Genomic DNA, 18613 nt, shown 5'->3' with positions numbered 1-18613 from the left:
GGATGACAGACATGCCTGGCAAGCCCTTGACCTGGAGCGGGGGTTCAGAGGTCGATGACCAACCGTGAACCACGGGCCCTGGAGACGCAGATCATCAGGGTCTGCTGGGACGCTTTCTCTTCATCGGAGAGGTACTGGTCGAAGTGCTCGGCTTCGCCTTCGAGGATGGCCGTTTCACAGGTACCGCAAACGCCTTCCCGGCACAGGCATTCGACCTGGGCGGCCTTGACGTTCTCGATGGCCTGAATGATGGTCATGCCCTCCTCGACCTGCAGCTCGCGACCGGACTTGCCCAGCACCAGGGTGAAGGCACCGCCGGCTGCCGGGGTGGCCGCGAACTGCTCGAAATGCACGCGGGCATCGGCAATGCCCGCCGCCTTGGCCCCCTCCACCACCGCATCGATCAACGGCTTGGGGCCGCACACATAGACGTGCGCGTCCTCGCTCATGCCGGCAAACAGTGCTTGCAGGTCCAGGCGACGCCCGAGGCTGTCGACGTATACATTGACACTCGCGGCATGCGGGCCATCCACCAGTTGCCCGTGGAAGGCGCCGTGATCGGGGCTGCGGAAGGCGTAGTGCAGCTCGTAGGGCGTGGCGCCGCCTTCCAGTTCGTGGAGTTGCGACAGGAAGGGGGTGATGCCGATGCCACCGGCGATCATCACATGTTTGCCGGCCGCGGCATCGAGCGCGAACAGGTTGTTCGGCGTCGAGATGGTCAGCTCGCTACCGACTTCGACCTGCCCGTGCATGAAGGCCGAACCGCCCTTGGACTGCTCTTCCAGGCGCACGCCGATCTGGTAGTGCGACAGGTCCCTGGGGTCGCTCATCAAGGAATACGCGTTGCTGAGGCCTTCCGCCATCTTCACGATCACGTGGCTGCCACCGGTGAAGGCCGGCATGGGCTGGCCATCGGCGCGCGCAAGGGTGAAGCGCTTGATTTGTGGCGTCGCCTGTTCAACCTCGAGCACCCGCACACTGAACATCTCGTAAACACTGGCCATCTTGCACCTCAACTCCGCACAGGGCGGCGGCCCCGCCGCCCTGGTCATTGCTCGATCCGAAATCAACGATAGGTATGTACAAGCCCCGCCCTTTTCTGCCGGGGCGCTGGGTCAGTCCAGGTGGGCAACCGCAATCAGGTTGTGGAAGTGAGCGATGCCGTGTTCGCTGATGCCGGAGCGCTCCTTGTCGACCATGATCCGGCCCTGGCCACGGTAGCCCCGCGACTTCAGGCCCTTCTGCACGCTCTCGACCAGGCGCAGGTCTTCCGGACGGAACACTTCGCGGTACCAGTCGATCAGCACTTGCTGCTCCGGGGTGATGTCCTTGTTCAGGAAATAGATGTCGTAGTGCTGCAAGGTGGTCTCGGCATCGACCGGGAACTCATAGATGCAGGTCATGAAGTTGGCCCCCGGCGGCACGTTGAACATCGTGCACGGCCAGGCCCAGAAGCCTGCGAAGGACGGGTCGGTGACCGACTCGTCAACCTTGAACGACTGCTCGGACGACTTGGCCACGCCGTACTGCAGCGTCCAGTTGCCGTGCAGGGTGTGGCCGTACTGGCCGACGTCCACCGAGTCGGCGAAACTTGGGTGCGCCGGGCCACAGTGGTAGCACTCCAGGTAGTTGTCGACGATCGACTTCCAGTTGGCCGGGGTGTGGCTGACGAAGCGTGCCGCCAGTTGCAGGTCGTCGATGACGCTGCAGGCTTCGCGCATGCGCTGTTGCAGGCCGGGCAGCTGCTCTTCCACAGAGCCCGCGGCATTGTCCATGTTGATGTAGATGAAGCCTGCATACTCTTCGACGCGCAGCTGGACGAGGCTGTAGTCACCCTTGTCGAATGCCTCGACCTGGTCGCAGTTGCGCACGTGGGTCAGGTCGCCGTCGAGCTTGAAGGTCCAGGCGTGGTACGGGCAGGCGATCACGTTCTTGGCCTTGCCGCTGCCTTCGAGCAGTTGGTGGCCGCGGTGCGGGCAGACGTTGTAGAACGCACGCAGCACGCTGTCGCGGCCTCGGATGACGATGATGCTCTCGCCAATCACTTCGCGGGTGATGTAGGCGTTGTTCTCCGCCACTTCGCTGCGATGGCCGACGCAGATCCAGCTCTTGGCGAAGATCTGCTCCTTCTCGTGCTCGAAGACCTCCTTGCTGGTGTAGTACGTGGCCGGAATGGTGAACGCTTTTTCGTGGTCGCTGCAGAAATCGGCAGGCAGGCGTTGGAACTTGGTCATCTCTTGTCTCCAGGCTGCGCGTTGCGCATCTTGTAATTTACAGTTAACTGGCATCTATCAGTTAACAGATCAGGCAAAAAAAAGCCTGCTGCGGTCTCAACCGAGGGTCAGGGCGACACCGCGCAGGAAAAGATCATCAAGCCGGTTCGGCGGCTGCAGCGATTGGCTGGGCCAGCTGGCGTTCGCTGACCGGTTGCTCTTCGCGCGCCAGGGCGGCGGCTTCTTCCTCGATACGATGGGCCGGCATAGAGCCGTAGTCGGCCAACATCCATTTGAAGAAGCCATACACCTTGATCAGCAGGATCACGGTGAACGGAATGGCGGTAAGCACCACGGCTGTCTTCATGGTGGACAGCGACGCCTTGGCAAACAACATGGCCAGCGGCACCAGGGTCAGGGTCACGCACCAGAACAGGCGATGAGTGGGCGATGGGTCTTCACCGTCCTGCAGGTTGCGGGTGCTGGTGGCGGCGACGGCGTAGGCGGCAGCGTCCATGTGCGAGGCACAAAACACCGCCATGATGAACAGGTACACGGCCATGAACACCTTGCCCCATGGCAGGCCCATGACCACCGCTTCAACGGCACTTTCACCGCCCTGTTCGGTGAGGATCTTCGGTACATCGATGGCACCGGTGATGAACTGGTGCATGCTGTAGCTTTCCATCGCGCCGAAGAAGAACCAGCAGCCGACGCTGCCGCCCATGATCAGCGCGAGCACCACTTCCTTGATCTGCCGGCCACGCGATACGCGGGTGACGAACATCGCGACGCCAGGTGCATACGACACCCACCACAGCCAGTAGAACACGGTCCAGTTGCGGGTGAATTCGCCCTCCCCGGCCGGGTCGGTGAACAGGCTCATGTGCACGTAGTTCTGGATCATCAGGCCAATGCCGTTGGCCGTGTTGTTGATGGTGAACTGGGTCGGGCCGACCAGCAGCACCACGGCGGCGAACACCAGCGCGCCATAGCAGACGATCTTGCTGAGTTTCTGCAGCCCGCCGTCAATGCCGATGTAGGAACTCAGCGAGAACAGCACCGCAATCACCCCGATCAGCATGACCTGCACGGTGAAGGTGTCAGGTGTACCCACCAAGCCCGACAGGCCGCGGGTCAGGGTCGAAGCGGTCAGTGCCAGGGACACGGTCAGCGCGCCCATCATGGTCAGCAGGAAGATCAGGTCGACAAGCCGGCCCACCGGCCCGGTGGCCTTGAGCCCGGTGACCGCCTCGACGATCGAGGCCAGGTTCAGGCCGCTCTTCTTGCGCACGTGGAAGTGGTAAGCCATGGCCAGCGACGCCAGGGCGTAGATCGACCAGGCGCTGATACCCCAGTGGAAGAACGAGTAGCCAACGCTGTATTCCAGGGCTTCGCGGGACTGCGCGGCAATGTTCAGGCCGGGGGTCTGGTAGTAGTAAGCCCACTCCATCACGCCCCAGTAGAGGGTCGAGGAGCCCATGCCGGCGCAGATGAACATGAACACCCAGGTCAGGGTGGCGTATTCCGGCTTGCCGGCGCCGAGGCGGATGTTGCCGTACTTGCTGAAGGCGATGCCCAGCACAGCAATGGTGCTGGCGAAGATCAGCAGTTGCACCGCGGTACCAAAGGAGCGAGTGGACCATTCGAACAGTTGATTGGCAGCAATGCCGGCCTGCTCGGGGAAGGCGGCCAGGCCAACCACCGTCAACAGGACCGCGATCAGGCTCATGCTGATGAGGAACACATCGACCTTTTTGTTGAGGTAAGACATCAAGTGACTCCCAGGACGTTTTTGTTTTTTTGTCACATCCAACGCAGGCTCGGGATGAGGACGCTCTCCCTAGCGTCGTAACCATTGGTTAACTGCAATCCCTTGGTTAACAGTTTGCGGACAATTTTCAGCTTTCGCAAGCGCCTTTCATCTTCGGCCTGCTTCAATGCAGGGGTTGCAATTTACATATGGAAATTCGTATATTCGGATTTCCATATGTATTGGAGCTGCCATGCTCACTCCAACCGATGTCTTCAAGTGCCTGTCCGATGAAACCCGCACACGCGCCACCCTGCTGATCGCTGGCTTGGGTGAACTCTGCGTTTGCGAATTGATGTGTGCGCTGAACGACAGCCAGCCGAAGATCAGTCGCCATCTGGCGCAACTGCGCAGCAGCGGCATGCTGCTGGATCGCCGCCAGGGGCAATGGGTGTATTACCGCCTCAACCCGGAACTGCCCGCCTGGGTACACGAGATCTTGCAGGCGACACTGCAAGCCAACGTGCAATGGTTGGCGGAAAACACCTTGCGCCTGCAGAACATGGACGGCCGCCCCGTTCGTGACGCTGCCTGCTGCTGATCATCACCGAGCGAGATCTTCATGCTGGTCGCCATTGCCGTCTTTGTTTTCACCCTCATCCTGGTCATCTGGCAACCGAAGGGGCTTGGCGTTGGCTGGAGTGCCGCGCTCGGCGCCCTCATCGCCCTGGCGGCGGGTGCCGTTTCGCTGCACGACATCCCGACGGTATGGGCCATTGTCTGGAACGCCACCGCCACCTTCATCGCCGTCATCATCATCAGCCTGCTGCTGGACGAGGCCGGTTTCTTCGAGTGGGCCGCGCTCCACGTGGCGCGCTGGGCAAACGGCAGCGGTTACCGCCTGTTCGCCTTCTGCGTGCTGCTCGGCGCTGCTGTGTCGGCGCTGTTCGCCAATGACGGTGCGGCGCTGATCCTCACACCTATCGTCATGTCGATGCTGCTCGCGCTGCGTTTCTCGCCTGCTGCGACGCTGGCCTTCGTCATGGCGGCTGGCTTCATCGCCGATACGGCGAGCCTGCCGCTGGTGGTCTCCAACCTGGTGAACATCGTCTCGGCCGACTACTTCAGGCTGGGTTTCAGCGAATACGCCTCGGTGATGGTGCCGGTGAATTTCGCCAGCGTGGCCGCAACCCTGCTGGTGCTGTTCCTGTTCTTCCGCCGTGATATCCCGAGGCAGTACACGGTCGCGGCCTTGAAGACGCCAAGCGAAGCGATTCATGACCGCGCGACCTTCAACGTCGGTGGCTGGGTGCTGCTGGTGCTGCTGATCGGCCTGTTCGCCCTGGAACCACTGGGTATCCCGATCAGCGCGGTAGCCGCAGCTTGCGCGGCGATCCTCTTTGCCGTCGCCGCTCGCGGGCATCGCATCTCGACCCGCCGGGTACTGCGCGAAGCGCCCTGGCAGGTGGTGATCTTCTCTCTAGGTATGTACCTGGTGGTCTACGGGCTGAAGAATGCCGGCCTCACCGACATGCTCACCCACCTGCTCGATCGCCTTGCGCAGCAGGGGCTGTGGAGTGCCGCCATCGGCACCGGGTTGATTGCTGCCTTGCTGTCCTCGGTCATGAACAACATGCCCAGCGTGCTGGTCGGCGCCTTGTCGATCCAGGCCAGCGAGGCGCAAGGGCTGGTGCGTGAGGCGATGATCTACGCCAACGTCATCGGCTGCGACCTCGGCCCGAAAATCACCCCCATCGGCAGCCTCGCCACGCTGCTCTGGCTGCACGTGCTGGAGCGCAAGGGCATGCGCATCACCTGGGGTTACTACTTCAAGGTCGGCATCCTGCTGACGCTGCCGGTGCTGTTGATCACCCTTTCGGCCCTGGCATTGCGCCTGAGCCTCTGACATCCGCCACGAAGCGGAGGAGCCCCCATGCGAGTCCTGTTCATGTGCACGGCCAACAGCTGCCGCAGCATCCTTTCCGAGGCCATGTTCAATCACCTTGCGCCCCACGGATTTGAAGCCGTCAGTTCCGGCAGCTTTCCGAAGGGCCAAGTGTTGCCCCGCAGCCTGACCACCCTGCAGCATGCAGGGATCTCGACCGATGGGCTGAGCAGCAAGGGCAATGACGCATTCGAGGGTTGCCCTCCCGATATCGTCATCACCGTGTGCGACAAGGCTGCTGGCGAAGCTTGCCCGGTGTATTTCGGCCCTGCACTGAAGTCGCACTGGGGGCTGGAGGATCCGTCCGATGTCGTGGCTGACGAAACGTCGGTCGACGCTGCATTCCGCGCCACGCTGGCCCGCATCGAAGCTCGCTGCCAGGCCTTCTTCGCCCTGCCTTTCGATCACCTCGACCGCGACCAGCTCAAGCATGCGCTGGATCGCATCGGTACGCTTTGAACAGCTATCGGCCCGGGTGAACCGGCGCTCGATCCGAGCGCAGTCCTCCCGTTACTTGCTGGCGATCGATTGGCTCGCCAGCGGGCAGCTCTGGGCATTGAGGAAACGCGATTTCTTCAGCCAGTCCTGCTGCGGGTAATAGGCAAACACATAGCTGCCGCGTTGCAGCGTGTCGATCAGCTTGCCGGCAATGGCCGGCCGCACGGCTGGGCAGCCCTGGCTGCGCCCCAGGCGACCGAGGCCGGGCACCACCTTGGGGTCGGCATAGGCGGCGGCATGCATGACAATCGCCCGCGACATGCTGTTGTCGTTGAACCCTGGCTCCAGCCCCTGCAGGCGCAGCGAGCGGCCGTGCTTGCCGCTGTATATCTGGCCGGTTTCATACAGGCCGATGGACGATTGGTAGCTGTTCGGGGCGTTGGAGAACGTGGTCGGCACATCGGCGCCGCTGTTCTTGCCGTGGGCGACCCACTCCTCGAACAACAGCTTGCGCGCACGCAGGTCGAACACCCACAGGCGCTTGTCGCGCGAGGCCTTGGAGTAATCGATTACCGTCAGCAGCTTGCCCGCCTCGCCATGGCTGGCGCAGGCGTAGGCCGTGAGGGCCATGCCCAGCGCCGACAGGCTGGCGTTGGGTGCCAGCTGCTGCAACTCGGCGGCGCTGGGCAGGGGTTGCGCGTGGGCGATTTGCCAGGCGCTGAGGAAAAACAGGCCAAAACTGGCCACCGAGAGCCGGAAAGCTCCCCGAAAGGGTTCAAACATCGACATGGACTACCCCGGTAAAGGCCTGTCAGCAAAAAGTCAGCTGGCTTGCGGCCAAAAAGCCACCACTTTGCTTGAATTCTTCGGGATTGCCGATCATTTTTTGACCAATGGCTTAAGTTCTTCACTGTCGTCGGTGGTGATCACAGTGAATTTTCCGTCGCTGCGGGTATCCCGGGTGGACGCCCAATCGGTGATCACCAACATGGTGCCGACGTCCATCGCTGCACGAAGATGGTGGCGGAACTCCGGGTTGATGTTCAATTGCCCCAGTTGTTCATAGGGCGTATCCCCGTACTCCGGGTTGCTCAGGCCAACCACCGACCACCGTAAGGGTAGCGCGCCATCGAGCGCCAGGGCGGAAGGTTTTTGCAGCAGCGAATACACCGCCATGCCACTGCGGTGCTTGCTGTTTTCTAGCGACAGTGCTGGCGCCGAACCGATCAGCTGGCCACCGCGATACACGTAGGCACGCAGGTCGGCGCGACTGATCAGGATCGACAGCGGCCCTGACGTTGGATCCGGGTCGTTCCAGAACTGCTGGTTGCTCAATACCAGCGGGCCCTGGGCCTTGCCCGCGCTGACCGTGGGCGCCAGCACGCCGGGGTGGTAGACCTCCACCGGTGCACTTTGGGTATCGGAAACGATGACGGTGGTCGAACTGAAGCCGGTGACCTCATAGAGCTTCTTGGCGAACTCCAGCGGCAGGCGCACGCAACCATGGGAGGCCGGGTAGCCCGGCAGGTGGCCCGCGTGCAGGGCAATGCCGTCCCAGGTCAGCCGCTCCATATAAGGCATCGGTGCGCTGTTGTAGAGGCTGGATTTGTGCTCGACTTTCTTCTGCAGAATGCTGAATACCCCGGTGGGGGTTTCCCGCCCGGCCTTGCCGCTGCTCACGGTGCTGACGCCAATGGCGATGCCGTTGCGATAAACATAGGCACGTTGCTCGGTGAGACTGACCACCACGGTCACCGGCCCCACCGGCGAGACCTGCGGATACCAGAGAAACTGGCCAGGCTTGAGGCTGTCGAGCTGACTTCTGAGTGCAGCCGGGGTGGGCACCTTCAGCGGCGCGGCCTCGACCAGGGGGGTGGCAAGCAACAGACCCAGCGCGAGCGGTACATGCAACATCGACCTGATCCTCATGGCATCCTGCCCTCAGCTTATGCGGAACATGCCCCGCAAGCCACCTGAGCGCTCTCGCGTGGGCGGGGCGGTAACAACACTGCACCAAAGTGTGCACAAAATTCCCAGCTCAACGCGCATAACCTGTGGGAGCGGCTTTAGCCGCGAACACCGGCAAAGCCGGTGCCAGGCACCGCGTCGCCTGCTTCGCGGCTAAAGCCGCTCCCACAGAACTCCCGGCGCTCTTCACGCTCAGGGATTGGTACGAATCTTGTTTGTATACAAATACAAACAATAAAAGTACACAACCATCACGGAGTTCCGATGGCGTCGATTTCCCGTTCCGATGTTGGCCAGCTTGCCGATCGCCCCGCCGCAACGGCCGGGTCCATTGAGTCGCAGCTGAGCCCTCGCCTGTACAGTACCGACCTCGCACCGACCCGCGCGGCCAACCGCACCTGGGGGCGCTACAGCCTGTTTGCGCTGTGGACCAACGATGTGCACAACATCGCCAACTATACCTTCGCTATCGGCCTGTTCGCCCTGGGCATGAGCGGCGCGCAGATCCTCGCCGCCTTCGCGCTGGGCGCGCTGCTGATCTACGGCCTGATGAACCTGTCCGGCTACATGGGGCAGAAGACCGGCCTGCCCTACCCCGTCATGTGCCGGATCAGCTTTGGCATCCACGGTGCGCAGATCCCGGCACTGATCCGCGCGGTGATCGCCATCGCCTGGTTCGGCATCCAGACCTACCTTGCCTCGGTGGTCCTGCGCGTGCTGCTCACCGCCATCGCGCCAGACCTCAACGCCTACGACCAGAACGCTATCCTCGGCCTGTCGACCCTGGGCTGGGTCACCTTCCTTGGCATCTGGTGCGTGCAGGTGGCGATCTTCGCCTACGGCATGGAGATGGTACGCCGCTTCGAATCCGTCGCCGGGCCAATCATCCTGGTCGCCTTCAGCGGCCTGGCGGGCTGGATGTACTGGCGCAGCGGCCTGTCGATTGCCTGGTCCAGCGGCAACGCGCCGACCGGCTCCGGCATGTGGCTGAAAGTGTTCGGTGCCGCCGCGCTGTGGGTGTCGCTGTACGGCACGATGATCCTCAACTTCTGCGATTTCACGCGTAACTGCCCGGATCGTCGCACCATCAGCGTGGGTAACTTCTGGGGCCTGCCGGTGAACATGCTGGGCTTCGCGCTGATCGCCGTGGTGCTCGCCGGTGCGCAGTTCAGCATCGACGGCAAGCTGGTGCAGAGCCCGAGCGAAATCGTCGCCGCCATCCCCAACACCGCCGGCCTGGTGCTGGCCTGCCTGGCCTTCCTGCTGGTCACCGTGGCGGTGAACATCATGGCCAACTTCGTCGCCCCGGCCTTCGTGCTGACCAACCTGGCACCCAAGGTACTGAACTTCCGCCGCGCCGGCTTGCTCAGCGCCACCATCGCGGTGGTGATCCTGCCCTGGCACCTGTACAACAGCCCATCGGTGATCGTGTACTTCCTCGGCGGCCTGGGCGCCCTGCTCGGCCCGCTGTACGGCATCATGGTCACCGACTACTACCTGGTGCGCCGTGGTCGGGTGAACCTGCCGGAGCTGTACAGCGAAAGCCCGCAAGCCGCCTATCACTACCAGGGCGGGGTCAACCTGCGCGCCGTGGCGGCGTTCATCCCGGCGTCGCTGATTGCCATCCTGCTGGCGCTGGTGCCGGCGTTCGAGACGCTGTCGCAGTTCTCCTGGTTCTTCGGTGCCGGGCTGGGCGGGCTGATCCACTACGCCATCGCCAACCGCAGTGCCCGGTATCAGGAAGTGTCTGGCGAAAACATCGCCGTGGACGCCGCGCATCACTGATCAGAGCCGGTAAAGCAAGTGCCTGCCTGGAGATTGGAGGTGAGGCATAGATCGAGCGCCGCCCGCGCGGCGCATCGCGGGCAAGCCCGCTCCCACATCTGTTTCGGGCCAATCACTCCTGTGCCGCCAACAGGATCCGCCTTGGTGCATGACTGAAGACAGGTGGAGCGGCATCAGCACCCACCGAGATGCATTGACATGCCAACAAGGCGGTCCCTGTTGGCTTCATAGGAGTGATTGGCCCGAAACAGATGTGGGAGCGGGCTTGCCCGCGATGCGCCGCGCGGGCGGCGCTCGATCTCACAGGCGCTACAAATCCAATGCCGATAGAGGCGGTCAGGAGGCCAGCGCTTGCTCAGGCCGACGCACCGGTGCCTCGTAGCGGTGCGGTTGCTGCCAGGCCAGCTGAGCCTGCACCTGCTGCGCTGCATCCATCACCTTCTGCGCCCAGCTGTCATCTTCCGGGTTGACCACGACCACGCGGAAGCCGTGGTCGAAGCCCTCGATCCCGACCCCTTCGGAATCGTCGACATGCAAGTCGATGTCGAATGCCGGCGGGTATTTCGAGGGGGTGTTCTCGAGCCCATGCTGCGACAGGGCATGCTGGTGGCGATCACTGTTGACCACGCCGTCGACATGGATGCCGTAGAGCATCAGCCAGCGCCGGATATAGGCTGGTGTGCGGCCCGACGAGGTGTAGATCCAGATGCTGCAGCCCTGGCGGCGCAGGTCGCGCATCAGCGAACGGGTGCCGCTGCGCAGCGGCTCGCCCAGCCAGCGGTGCACGAACACCGGCAGCTTGCTCTCCTCTTCATCGGCGTGGTGCGGCAGGCAGGCGAGCGTGTCATCGATATCGAAGGAAATGCGCATCTGCGGGCGCTTGAATTTGCGCCCGATGGCTTTCCACGCACGTCGGCCACCGGCCTTGCCTTGCTCCAGCATCGAATACCTTTCCATCATCGGCTCCCCTGACGAGCTGGCGGGCAGGTGCCGCGCAGGAAGAACTTGTCGGGTTCAGGCGCCTTAGCTTCCAGGAAGGCCGCATACTTTTTCTTGATCTTGGGCAATTCGTACAAAGCTTTCACACCATGCTTGGCGGAGTTGCGAATGACCGAGGACGGGTTGAAATAGCCCTCGGCGTTGTCGAGCGTCAGCACGAACGGCGGCAGCCCGGCACGCATCAGCAGATAGCTGACGATGAGCGACCCCGTGCGATTGTTCCCTTCGATGAACAACTGCGGCTTACTGAGGATGCGTACATAAACACCGGCTGCGCGCTTCCAGATCGACTCGCTGCGGTACGAGCAATACCAGTTGTACAGATCCTTGATGCCGCCTTCCACGTTGTTGAAAAAGCGTGCCTCGGTGGCCTCGAGGTGTGGCGCGAACTCGCGGCGGCGCGCCGGATCACTGCCGCAGAGCACAGTGGCGTTGATCTCCAGCATCAGGTTCAGCTGCTGCAGGTCGAACAGGTCCACACCCCGTGCGACATAGTCGTCAATCAAGGCATAGCCTTCAAGCACATTGAGCAGCACCTCGTCGGTGAACGGGTCACGCGGCTCGGTGAAATGCTGGCTGAGCTCGGCAAAACGGCCCTGCACCTCGCGCAGTGCACGCTCTACCGCGGGCAGGTCAAGACGACATGTCGCATCCATTGGTAATCTCTTGAAACAGTACAACTGTGAAAGCGACCCACCCCGCTCGGCCTTCCTGGCCTGCGGGGCGGGTCGCCTGGCGGGTGCCGACTGAATCAGCTGAACTTGCCGCTGATGTAGTCACTGGTCAGCTGCTCACGCGGATTCTGGAAAATCTGCGTGGTCGGGCCCATCTCCACCAGGTAACCGGTACGGGTGCCCTGGGAGATATCCACCGAGAAGAACGCGGTGGTGTCGGCCACACGGATAGCCTGCTGCATGTTGTGGGTCACCAGGGCGATGGTGTAGTCCTTCTTCAGTTCGACCATCAGCTCTTCGACGCGGCGGGTGGCGATCGGGTCGAGTGCCGAGCACGGCTCGTCGAGCAGCAGCACTTCTGGCTCGGTGGCGATGGCACGGGCGATGCACAGGCGCTGCTGCTGGCCGCCGGACAGCGACAGGCCGCTGACCTTGAGCTTGTCCTTCACTTCATCCCAGAGTGCCGCGCCTTGCAGGGCGTGCTTGACGCGGTCACCGATGTCGCCCTTGTAGCGGTTCAGGCGCAGGCCGAAGGCGACGTTGTCGAAGATGCTCATGGAGAACGGGTTCGGCTGCTGGAACACCATGCCGATGTAGCGGCGCACCACTACAGGGTCCACGCCCTTGCCGTAGACATCCTGGCCGAGGAAGTGCACATGGCCTTCGAAGCGGAAGCCTTTGACCAGGTCGTTCATGCGGTTGAGGCTGCGCAGCACGGTACTCTTGCCGCAGCCGGACGGGCCGATGAAGCCGGTGATCTCGTTCTTGCGGATCGGAACATGGCTGTCACGCACGGCCATGAAGTTGCCGTAGAAAATCTTGTCCAGCTTGCAGTCCATGACGATTGGCGCTTCGCTGACCATGGGAGCGGCTCTCTGTGCAGTTGATACGTTCACGGTCGAATGCTCCCTTTCAATACTTTGGCTTGCCGAAGATTCGGCTAAGAATGTTGACTACCAGCACGATCATCACCAACACCAGCGAGGCCGCCCAGGCGAGCTCCAGCTGGTTGTCGAACGGCATGCCGGAGAAGTTGTAGATCAGTACGGCAAGCGATGCCGTGGGGTTCATGACGGCCAGGCTGCCGTCGTGGTAGATCCAGTAGTTGCTGAACAGCGCGGTGAACAGCAGCGGTGCCGTTTCACCCGCAGCGCGGGCCACCGCCAGCATGACGCCGGTGAGGATGGCCGGCATGCCGGTCGGCAGGACGATCTTCCAGATCACCTGGGCGCGGGTGCAGCCCATGCCGTAGGCGGCGTCCTTCATGATCTTGGGCACCATCTTCATGGCTTCTTCAGCGGTCAGCACGACGATCGGCAGCATCAGCACGGCCAGTGCCACGCCACCGGCCGGGGCCGAGTAGGTACCGGTGGTCATCACCACCAGGGCGTAGGCGAATACACCGGCGAGGATCGACGGCAGGCCGGTGAGCATTTTGGCGGCGAAGCGCGAGGCGTTGGCCAGCTTGCTCTCAGGGCCGAGTTCGGCAAGGAACACCGCCGCCAGGATGCCGACCGGTACCGCGATGGCTGCGGCGATGCCGACCATGACGAAGGTACCGGCCAGGGCGTTACCGAAACCACCGCCCATCTCGAAACCGGTGGGTGGCAACTCGGTGAACACTTCCAGGCTCAGGCGCGCACCGCCACGGGTGATCAGCATGTACAGCACGGAAATCAGCGGCACGCTGGCCAGCAGGGCCACGCACCAGACCGTGGAGGTCAGCACCAGGCTGCGCAGGGCGCGGCCTTCGAAGCGGCGCTGCAGGCTGGGCAGCGCGGTAGTGGCTGCAGAGAGGTCAGTCATTATTTGTTACCCCGCTGGGCGTAGAGCATGATCATCGAACCGAACACGTTCACCAGCAAGGTGATGAACATCAGCACCAGTGCTGCGTACATCAGCACCTCGATCTCGTTCGGCCCGGCTTCCGGGAAGTTCAGCGCCAGCAAGGCTGCCAGCGTGTTGGCCGGGGCAAACAGGGACAGGGTGATGGTGTTGGCGTTACCGACCAGCATCGCCAGGGCCATGGTTTCGCCCAGTGCGCGGCCAAGGCCCAGCACCAGGGAACCGAAGATGCCGGTGGCGGCCGATGGCACCATGACCTTGAGGATGGCTTCCCAATGGGTGGTGCCCATGCCGTAGGCAGCCTGCTTGGTCTTCATCGGCACGCTGGTCAGCGCATCCTGGGAAACCGCGGCAATGGTCGGCAGGATCATGATCGCCAGCACCAACGCCGCCGGCAGCAGGCCGGGGCCACTCAGGGAGGTGCCGAAGAACGGGATCCAGCCCAGCTCGCTGTTCAGCCAGGCGGTCAGCGGCCGGATGGCCGGAATCACGACATAGATACCCCACAGGCCATAGACGACGCTGGGGATGGCGGCGAGCAGCTCGACGATGGTGCGAAACACCGCGGCGAGCCTCGCCGGCAAGAAATCCTGGGTAAGGAAAATGGCCATGCTGACGCCGAAGAAACCTGCGATCAACAAGGCGATCAGGGCGCTGTAAAGCGTGCCCCAGATGGCCGGCAGAATGCCGTATTTGCCCTGGTTGACGTCCCACACACTGCCGAACAGCACGTCGAAACCGTGCTTTTCCATTCCTGGAAGTGCTTTGCGTCCTACTTCATATACCAACGCGAAAACCAGCGCGAGAATCAGCACCACACCGATACGTGCAAGGGCACGGAAGGTGCGGTCAACCAGGAAGTCCTTGGCGGACGGCGGCTGGCACGCGGAGTCTGGATTATCCGGTATGGCAAAAGGTGTGTTCATTGTCTTATTCCGGGACAAGGGGCAAACACTCCCGGCACGGCTGTCACGCCACGCCGGGAGCGCCTGAGGGTGTTACTGGATGCTCTGCGACGCTTTGCGCACTTCGTCGACAACCGACGGAGGCAGCGGGATGTAGCCCATCGAGTCGGCAATCTTCTGACCGTGGGTCAGGCCGTACTCGACCATGTCACGCATGGCCTTGGCCTTTTCCGGGCTGCCGTTGTCCTTGCGGAAGATCATCCAGGTATAGGAAGTGATCGGGTAGGACTTGGCACCTTCCGGGTCTGGCAGGTGAGCGATCAGGTTTTCCGGCATTTTCACCGCAGCCAGAGCCTCGGCACCGCTCTCGGCGTTAGGCACGACGTATTTGCCAGCCTTGTTTTCCAGCTCGGCGAAGTCGACCTTGGCCAGCTTGGCGAAGCCGTATTCGATGTAGCCGATGGCGCCTGGGGTCTGGCGAACGGTGGCGGTCACGCCGTCGTTCTTCGGCGACTTGATGAACTTGTCGGTGGCCGGCCAGTTGACGGTGTTGCCTTCACCCAGGTCTTTCTTGAAGTCGGCGTTGATGGCCGACAGGTGCTTGGTGAAGACGGCGTTGGTACCGCTGGAGTCGGCACGCACGACCACGGTGATCGGCAGGTCAGGCAGCTTCATGCCTGGGTTGGCCTTGACGATCTGTGGGTCGTTCCACTTGGTGATCTTGCCCAGGAAGATGTTGGAGTACACATCGCGTGGCAGCTTCAGGCCTTTCGGGTTGCCCGGCAGGTTGTAGGCCAGAACGATTTCACCGGCGGTCATCGGCAGGAGTTGCACGCCTTCGCGGACCTTGGCGATGTCTTCTTGACTCATGGCCGAGTCGCTGGCGGCGAAATCGACGGTCTTGTTCAGAAAGTCCTGAACGCCTGCGCCGCTACCCTTGGACTGGTAGTCAACGGTGACGCCAGCAGTGTTCTTGCTGAAGTCCTTGAACCAGGTCAGGTAGATCGGTGCTGGGAAGCTCGCGCCGGAACCGGTCAGGCGAACGTTGTCTGCGGCAAAGGCCGAAGTGGCAGACAGAGAAACCGCAACGGCAAGTGCAGCAGACTTCATGAGGCGTATCATGGAAAAGCGCTCCGTGTGATGGCCAGCACACTTTGCATCAGCTGTGTTACAGCTTTGTGACTGTTGAATGGCAGTCGATGTATTCACCCCCTCTAGATCGGGGCTGAACGGCAATGGGTTGTCATTCCGTGGTAACCAAATATGACTAAACACATTGCCATCATCCCCCGACGCGAGTGCCAGCCATGTCCCCCACCGAACACACCTTGATCAGGCGCATCCATCGCGAGCTGCTGGACCACAGTGATGAAGAGCTGGAGCTGGAACTGATCGAGGACGACCATGACCTCGATGCGCTGTTTGATACCCATATAGAAGAAGGCAGCGAAAAGGCCGCACGCCGGACCTACTTCCGCGAACTGTTCCGCCTGCAGGGCGAACTGGTGAAACTGCAGAGCTGGGTGGTCAAGACCGGCCACAAGGTGGTGATCCTGTTCGAAGGCCGTGATGCCGCTGGCAAGGGCGGCGTGATCAAGCGCATCACCCAGCGCCTCAACCCCCGTGTATGCCGGGTGGCAGCGCTGCCGGCCCCCAATGACCGGGAACGCACGCAGTGGTACTTCCAGCGTTACGTTTCACATTTGCCGGCGGCCGGCGAGATCGTGCTGTTCGACCGCAGCTGGTACAACCGCGCGGGCGTCGAGAAGGTCATGGGCTTTTGCAACGACGACCAGTACGAGGAGTTCTTCCGCAGCGTGCCGGAGTTCGAGCGCATGCTCGCCCGCTCGGGCATCCAGCTGATCAAGTACTGGTTCTCCATTTCCGACCAGGAACAGCACCTGCGTTTTCTCAGCCGCGTGCACGACCCGCTCAAGCAATGGAAGCTCAGCCCCATGGACCTGGAGTCACGCCGGCGCTGGGAGGCCTACACCAAGGCCAAGGAAGTGATGCTTGAGCGCACCCACATCGCCGAAGCGCCCTGGTGGGTGGTGCAGGCCGATGACAAGAAGAAGGCCAGGCTCAACTGCATCCACCACCTGCTCGGGCAAATGCCCTATGAAGAAGTACAGGTGCCGACGATCGAGCTGCCGCAGCGGGTCAGGAAAGAGGACTACATCCGCAACCCGACCCCGACCGACATCATCGTGCCGCAGGTCTACTGATACCGGGCGCTGGCTGGCTCAGAGCGCCATGACCATTTCATGCCAGGCCATGCCACCGTGGTCCGAGGGCGAAGGCCGCACATACTGGTAGCCCATCTTGCGGTACAGCTCGACGTGCTGCTCCTTGCACATCAGGTGGATGGTCTGTTTGCCCTGCGCCCTCATGCGGCTGATGAACTCGCTCATCAGCCGCTTGGCGTAGCCCTTGCCCTGGTGGGCCGTGTCCACCACCACCGACATGATCACCACGTTGGGTGCCTGCGGGTCATGGCCGACCAGCTCCTTGAATGCCTCGTCGGACATCACCACGTCGTGGGCGCAACCGCTGTTGATGAAGCCGACGATGCCATGGGGGTCTTCGAGCAGCAGGAAGCCTTCAGGGTATTGGCTGATGCGCGTGCGGATCTTCTCCAGCGTGGCTGCTTCGTCACCCTCGTAGGCACCGATTTCGATCGCGAAGCAGCGCTCGGCGTCCGCGATGACGGGTTGGCGGAATGAGGTATTGCTCATGGGCAGGCATCCGTAAATGAAATGACGATGTCGATAGGGTAATTGAGCCGAGCCGCAAATCCCGCATTCTTTTTCATGGCCTGCCACGGAGCGAATGGCGGCTAATTTGTAACCCCCCTGATTCAGCGGGACCCTTTGAGAGCATTTCACCGGTAAGCGAGGGCGAAGTCCTTGTCGGCACACATCTGCCGCAAAGTAGCGCCGTTGCTGGGGTGGCGCCTGGGGGCTCGCACGCTGTGTAGGAAAGCGGGAAATCACCCGGTTTCGCGGTCCTACAAACGCATTTTTTCCTCAACACCGCGTTCATTGTGGACCCCGCGATCATTGCCCTAACCTACGAGCGCTTCGAGTTCGCAAGGAGATTGCAATGTTCATGGACCTGGCCGAACGCCTGTTGTCGCAGCATCGCCGACTGTTCAAGTTCCACCACCTGACCGACCCCGATCAGCCACTGCTGCTGGAAAGCTTCCGGGGCACCGAAAGCCTGTCGGAGCCTTTTACCTACGAACTGCTGCTGATCTGCGATGCACCGCAGCTGCCGCTGAAATCAATGCTCGGCCAGCAGGTCAGCCTCGAGATCGAGCTGGCCGATGCTGCGCCGCGATTCATCAACGGCTACTTCACGCGCTTTGCCAGCCAGGGTAGCGACGGTGCGCTGGACCGTTACGGCGCAACCCTCAGCCCCTGGCTGACGATGCTCAGGCACCGCACCGACACGCGCATCTTCCAGAACTGCACGGTCGATGAGGTGCTTGCAGACGTCTTCGCCCTGTACCCGGCCTATGCCGACTACGACTTGCGCCTGAGTCAGCTGCAGAAACGCCACACCTACCTCACCCAGTACCGCGAAAGCGACCTCAACTTCGTTCAGCGCCTGCTGGATGAAGCCGGGCTGTTCTATTGGTTCGAGCACAGCCTCGAAGGCCACACCCTGGTCATCAGCGACGACTCCACCGTGCTCGACGCACTCCCAGAGCAAGCGCAGATCCGCTTCCACAGCGCCTCGGTCACCGAAACCGCCGACTCCATCACCCAGTGGTGCGGCCACCGCCAGCTGCAGGCCGGCAGCATGGCCGTGCAGACCTTCGACTACCGCCAGCCACGCAACCGCCTGCCGGTGGCCATGCGCAGCCTCAACGAGCAAGGCGCCGTGCAGCGCTTCGAAATCTACGACCCCGGCCAGTACACCCACAGCACGTCTGATGAAGGCGAGGCGTTGTTGCGCCGGCGCGTGGAAGCGCTGGAGCTGGCCGGCAAACAGTTCGAGGGCGCCAGCAACTGCCGCGCCATGCGCCCCGGCTACAGCTTCGAACTGCTGCAACACCCGAGCCACCAGACCGGTCCCGTGGAGGA

Annotated in this window: 18 protein-coding genes; 6 read left to right on the top strand and 12 right to left on the bottom strand. The window is 62.2% G+C overall.

All coding sequences use genetic code 11. The features are described 5' to 3' along the window. Window positions 1–44 precede the first annotated feature (44 nt). From N430_RS07165 to N430_RS07155, 3 genes are all read right to left on the bottom strand, one after another. A complete protein-coding gene (locus tag N430_RS07165) occupies window positions 45–1004 on the bottom strand; it encodes a PDR/VanB family oxidoreductase (RefSeq protein WP_110635471.1) in 960 nt (319 codons plus the stop codon). Between the two features lie 111 nt (window positions 1005–1115). Then, window positions 1116–2234: an aromatic ring-hydroxylating dioxygenase subunit alpha gene (locus tag N430_RS07160; protein WP_110635474.1), complete on the bottom strand. Its 1119-nt coding sequence runs from the start codon at window positions 2232–2234 to the stop codon at window positions 1116–1118. Between the two features lie 136 nt (window positions 2235–2370). Then, window positions 2371–3987 (bottom strand): BCCT family transporter, encoded by a 1617-nt coding sequence (locus N430_RS07155; RefSeq protein WP_110635477.1) that lies wholly within the window; start codon window positions 3985–3987, stop codon window positions 2371–2373. 232 nt (window positions 3988–4219) lie between these two features. On the opposite strand from N430_RS07155, the gene N430_RS07150 reads away from it, so the two are divergent. The 3 genes from N430_RS07150 to N430_RS07140 are packed head-to-tail and all read left to right on the top strand — an operon-like array spanning window position 4220 to window position 6370. Next, a complete protein-coding gene (locus N430_RS07150) occupies window positions 4220–4567 on the top strand; it encodes a metalloregulator ArsR/SmtB family transcription factor (protein WP_110635480.1) in 348 nt (115 codons plus the stop codon). A 21-nt stretch (window positions 4568–4588) separates the two neighbouring features. Next, entirely contained in the window at window positions 4589–5872 is a 1284-nt protein-coding gene (locus tag N430_RS07145) for an arsenic transporter (protein WP_110635483.1), read from the top strand. A 27-nt stretch (window positions 5873–5899) separates the two neighbouring features. Beyond that, window positions 5900–6370, top strand: coding sequence for an arsenate reductase ArsC (locus N430_RS07140; RefSeq protein WP_110635486.1), 471 nt, complete (start codon window positions 5900–5902; stop codon window positions 6368–6370). 51 nt (window positions 6371–6421) lie between these two features. Here the strand turns inward: N430_RS07140 and N430_RS07135 are convergent, their stop codons facing one another. Further along, entirely contained in the window at window positions 6422–7138 is a 717-nt protein-coding gene (locus N430_RS07135) for a murein L,D-transpeptidase catalytic domain family protein (RefSeq protein ID WP_110635489.1), read from the bottom strand. 90 nt (window positions 7139–7228) lie between these two features. Next, window positions 7229–8263, bottom strand: a complete 1035-nt coding sequence (locus N430_RS07130) for a L,D-transpeptidase (protein WP_110635492.1) — start codon at window positions 8261–8263, stop codon at window positions 7229–7231. Between the two features lie 318 nt (window positions 8264–8581). Here N430_RS07130 and N430_RS07125 point away from each other — a divergent pair, with 318 nt between their 5' ends. Next, on the top strand, window positions 8582–10102 hold the full coding sequence (locus N430_RS07125) for an NCS1 family nucleobase:cation symporter-1 (protein ID WP_110635496.1): 1521 nt from the start codon (window positions 8582–8584) through the stop codon (window positions 10100–10102). Between the two features lie 336 nt (window positions 10103–10438). On the opposite strand, the gene N430_RS07115 is transcribed toward N430_RS07125, so the two are convergent. The 6 genes from N430_RS07115 to pstS form a co-directional block, all read right to left on the bottom strand. Next, complete coding sequence (locus N430_RS07115; protein WP_110635499.1) at window positions 10439–11059, bottom strand: hypothetical protein; 621 nt, start codon at window positions 11057–11059, stop codon at window positions 10439–10441. Beyond that, a complete protein-coding gene (locus N430_RS07110) occupies window positions 11059–11757 on the bottom strand; it encodes a hypothetical protein (protein ID WP_110635502.1) in 699 nt (232 codons plus the stop codon). Before N430_RS07110 ends, N430_RS07115 begins: the two co-directional genes overlap by 1 nt. 95 nt (window positions 11758–11852) lie before the next feature. Continuing rightward, window positions 11853–12638, bottom strand: coding sequence for a phosphate ABC transporter ATP-binding protein PstB (pstB, locus tag N430_RS07105; protein WP_027918791.1), 786 nt, complete (start codon window positions 12636–12638; stop codon window positions 11853–11855). 49 nt (window positions 12639–12687) lie between these two features. Beyond that, window positions 12688–13581 (bottom strand): phosphate ABC transporter permease PstA, encoded by an 894-nt coding sequence (gene pstA / locus N430_RS07100; RefSeq protein ID WP_103447793.1) that lies wholly within the window; start codon window positions 13579–13581, stop codon window positions 12688–12690. Then, window positions 13581–14546, bottom strand: a complete 966-nt coding sequence (pstC, locus tag N430_RS07095; protein WP_110635505.1) for a phosphate ABC transporter permease subunit PstC — start codon at window positions 14544–14546, stop codon at window positions 13581–13583. Before pstC ends, pstA begins: the two co-directional genes overlap by 1 nt. A gap of 72 nt (window positions 14547–14618) precedes the next feature. After that, window positions 14619–15647: a phosphate ABC transporter substrate-binding protein PstS gene (gene pstS / locus N430_RS07090; protein WP_110635508.1), complete on the bottom strand. Its 1029-nt coding sequence runs from the start codon at window positions 15645–15647 to the stop codon at window positions 14619–14621. A 185-nt stretch (window positions 15648–15832) separates the two neighbouring features. On the opposite strand from pstS, the gene ppk2 reads away from it, so the two are divergent. Next, entirely contained in the window at window positions 15833–16750 is a 918-nt protein-coding gene (gene ppk2 / locus N430_RS07085) for a polyphosphate kinase 2 (protein WP_110635511.1), read from the top strand. A gap of 18 nt (window positions 16751–16768) precedes the next feature. On the opposite strand, the gene N430_RS07080 is transcribed toward ppk2, so the two are convergent. Further along, window positions 16769–17260: a GNAT family N-acetyltransferase gene (locus N430_RS07080; RefSeq protein WP_110635515.1), complete on the bottom strand. Its 492-nt coding sequence runs from the start codon at window positions 17258–17260 to the stop codon at window positions 16769–16771. 367 nt (window positions 17261–17627) lie between these two features. Between N430_RS07080 and N430_RS07075 the strand changes: the two genes are divergently transcribed. Then, on the top strand, window positions 17628–18613 hold a 986-nt coding region (locus N430_RS07075; protein WP_116583636.1), incomplete at its 3' end, for a type VI secretion system Vgr family protein.

Source organism: Pseudomonas sp. CC120222-01a, assembly GCF_003097235.1.
Lineage (GTDB): Bacteria > Pseudomonadota > Gammaproteobacteria > Pseudomonadales > Pseudomonadaceae > Aquipseudomonas.
The sequence above is the reverse complement of the archived record's forward strand: the minus strand, read 5'-3'. Positions and strand labels throughout refer to the sequence as shown.

Coding starts and splice junctions, on each gene's coding strand:
- N430_RS07130 (WP_110635492.1), bottom strand. CDS start 8,263: ATGTTGCATGTACCGCTCGCGCTGGGTCTGTTGCTTGCCACCCCCCTG.
- ppk2 (WP_110635511.1), top strand. CDS start 15,833: ATGTCCCCCACCGAACACACCTTGATCAGGCGCATCCATCGCGAGCTG.
- N430_RS07145 (WP_110635483.1), top strand. CDS start 4,589: ATGCTGGTCGCCATTGCCGTCTTTGTTTTCACCCTCATCCTGGTCATC.
- pstS (WP_110635508.1), bottom strand. CDS start 15,647: ATGATACGCCTCATGAAGTCTGCTGCACTTGCCGTTGCGGTTTCTCTG.
- pstC (WP_110635505.1), bottom strand. CDS start 14,546: ATGAACACACCTTTTGCCATACCGGATAATCCAGACTCCGCGTGCCAG.
- N430_RS07125 (WP_110635496.1), top strand. CDS start 8,582: ATGGCGTCGATTTCCCGTTCCGATGTTGGCCAGCTTGCCGATCGCCCC.
- N430_RS07080 (WP_110635515.1), bottom strand. CDS start 17,260: ATGAGCAATACCTCATTCCGCCAACCCGTCATCGCGGACGCCGAGCGC.
- N430_RS07155 (WP_110635477.1), bottom strand. CDS start 3,987: ATGTCTTACCTCAACAAAAAGGTCGATGTGTTCCTCATCAGCATGAGC.
- N430_RS07140 (WP_110635486.1), top strand. CDS start 5,900: ATGCGAGTCCTGTTCATGTGCACGGCCAACAGCTGCCGCAGCATCCTT.
- N430_RS07160 (WP_110635474.1), bottom strand. CDS start 2,234: ATGACCAAGTTCCAACGCCTGCCTGCCGATTTCTGCAGCGACCACGAA.
- N430_RS07165 (WP_110635471.1), bottom strand. CDS start 1,004: ATGGCCAGTGTTTACGAGATGTTCAGTGTGCGGGTGCTCGAGGTTGAA.
- N430_RS07115 (WP_110635499.1), bottom strand. CDS start 11,059: ATGGAAAGGTATTCGATGCTGGAGCAAGGCAAGGCCGGTGGCCGACGT.
- N430_RS07150 (WP_110635480.1), top strand. CDS start 4,220: ATGCTCACTCCAACCGATGTCTTCAAGTGCCTGTCCGATGAAACCCGC.
- pstA (WP_103447793.1), bottom strand. CDS start 13,581: ATGACTGACCTCTCTGCAGCCACTACCGCGCTGCCCAGCCTGCAGCGC.
- N430_RS07135 (WP_110635489.1), bottom strand. CDS start 7,138: ATGTCGATGTTTGAACCCTTTCGGGGAGCTTTCCGGCTCTCGGTGGCC.
- N430_RS07110 (WP_110635502.1), bottom strand. CDS start 11,757: ATGGATGCGACATGTCGTCTTGACCTGCCCGCGGTAGAGCGTGCACTG.
- pstB (WP_027918791.1), bottom strand. CDS start 12,638: ATGGTCAGCGAAGCGCCAATCGTCATGGACTGCAAGCTGGACAAGATT.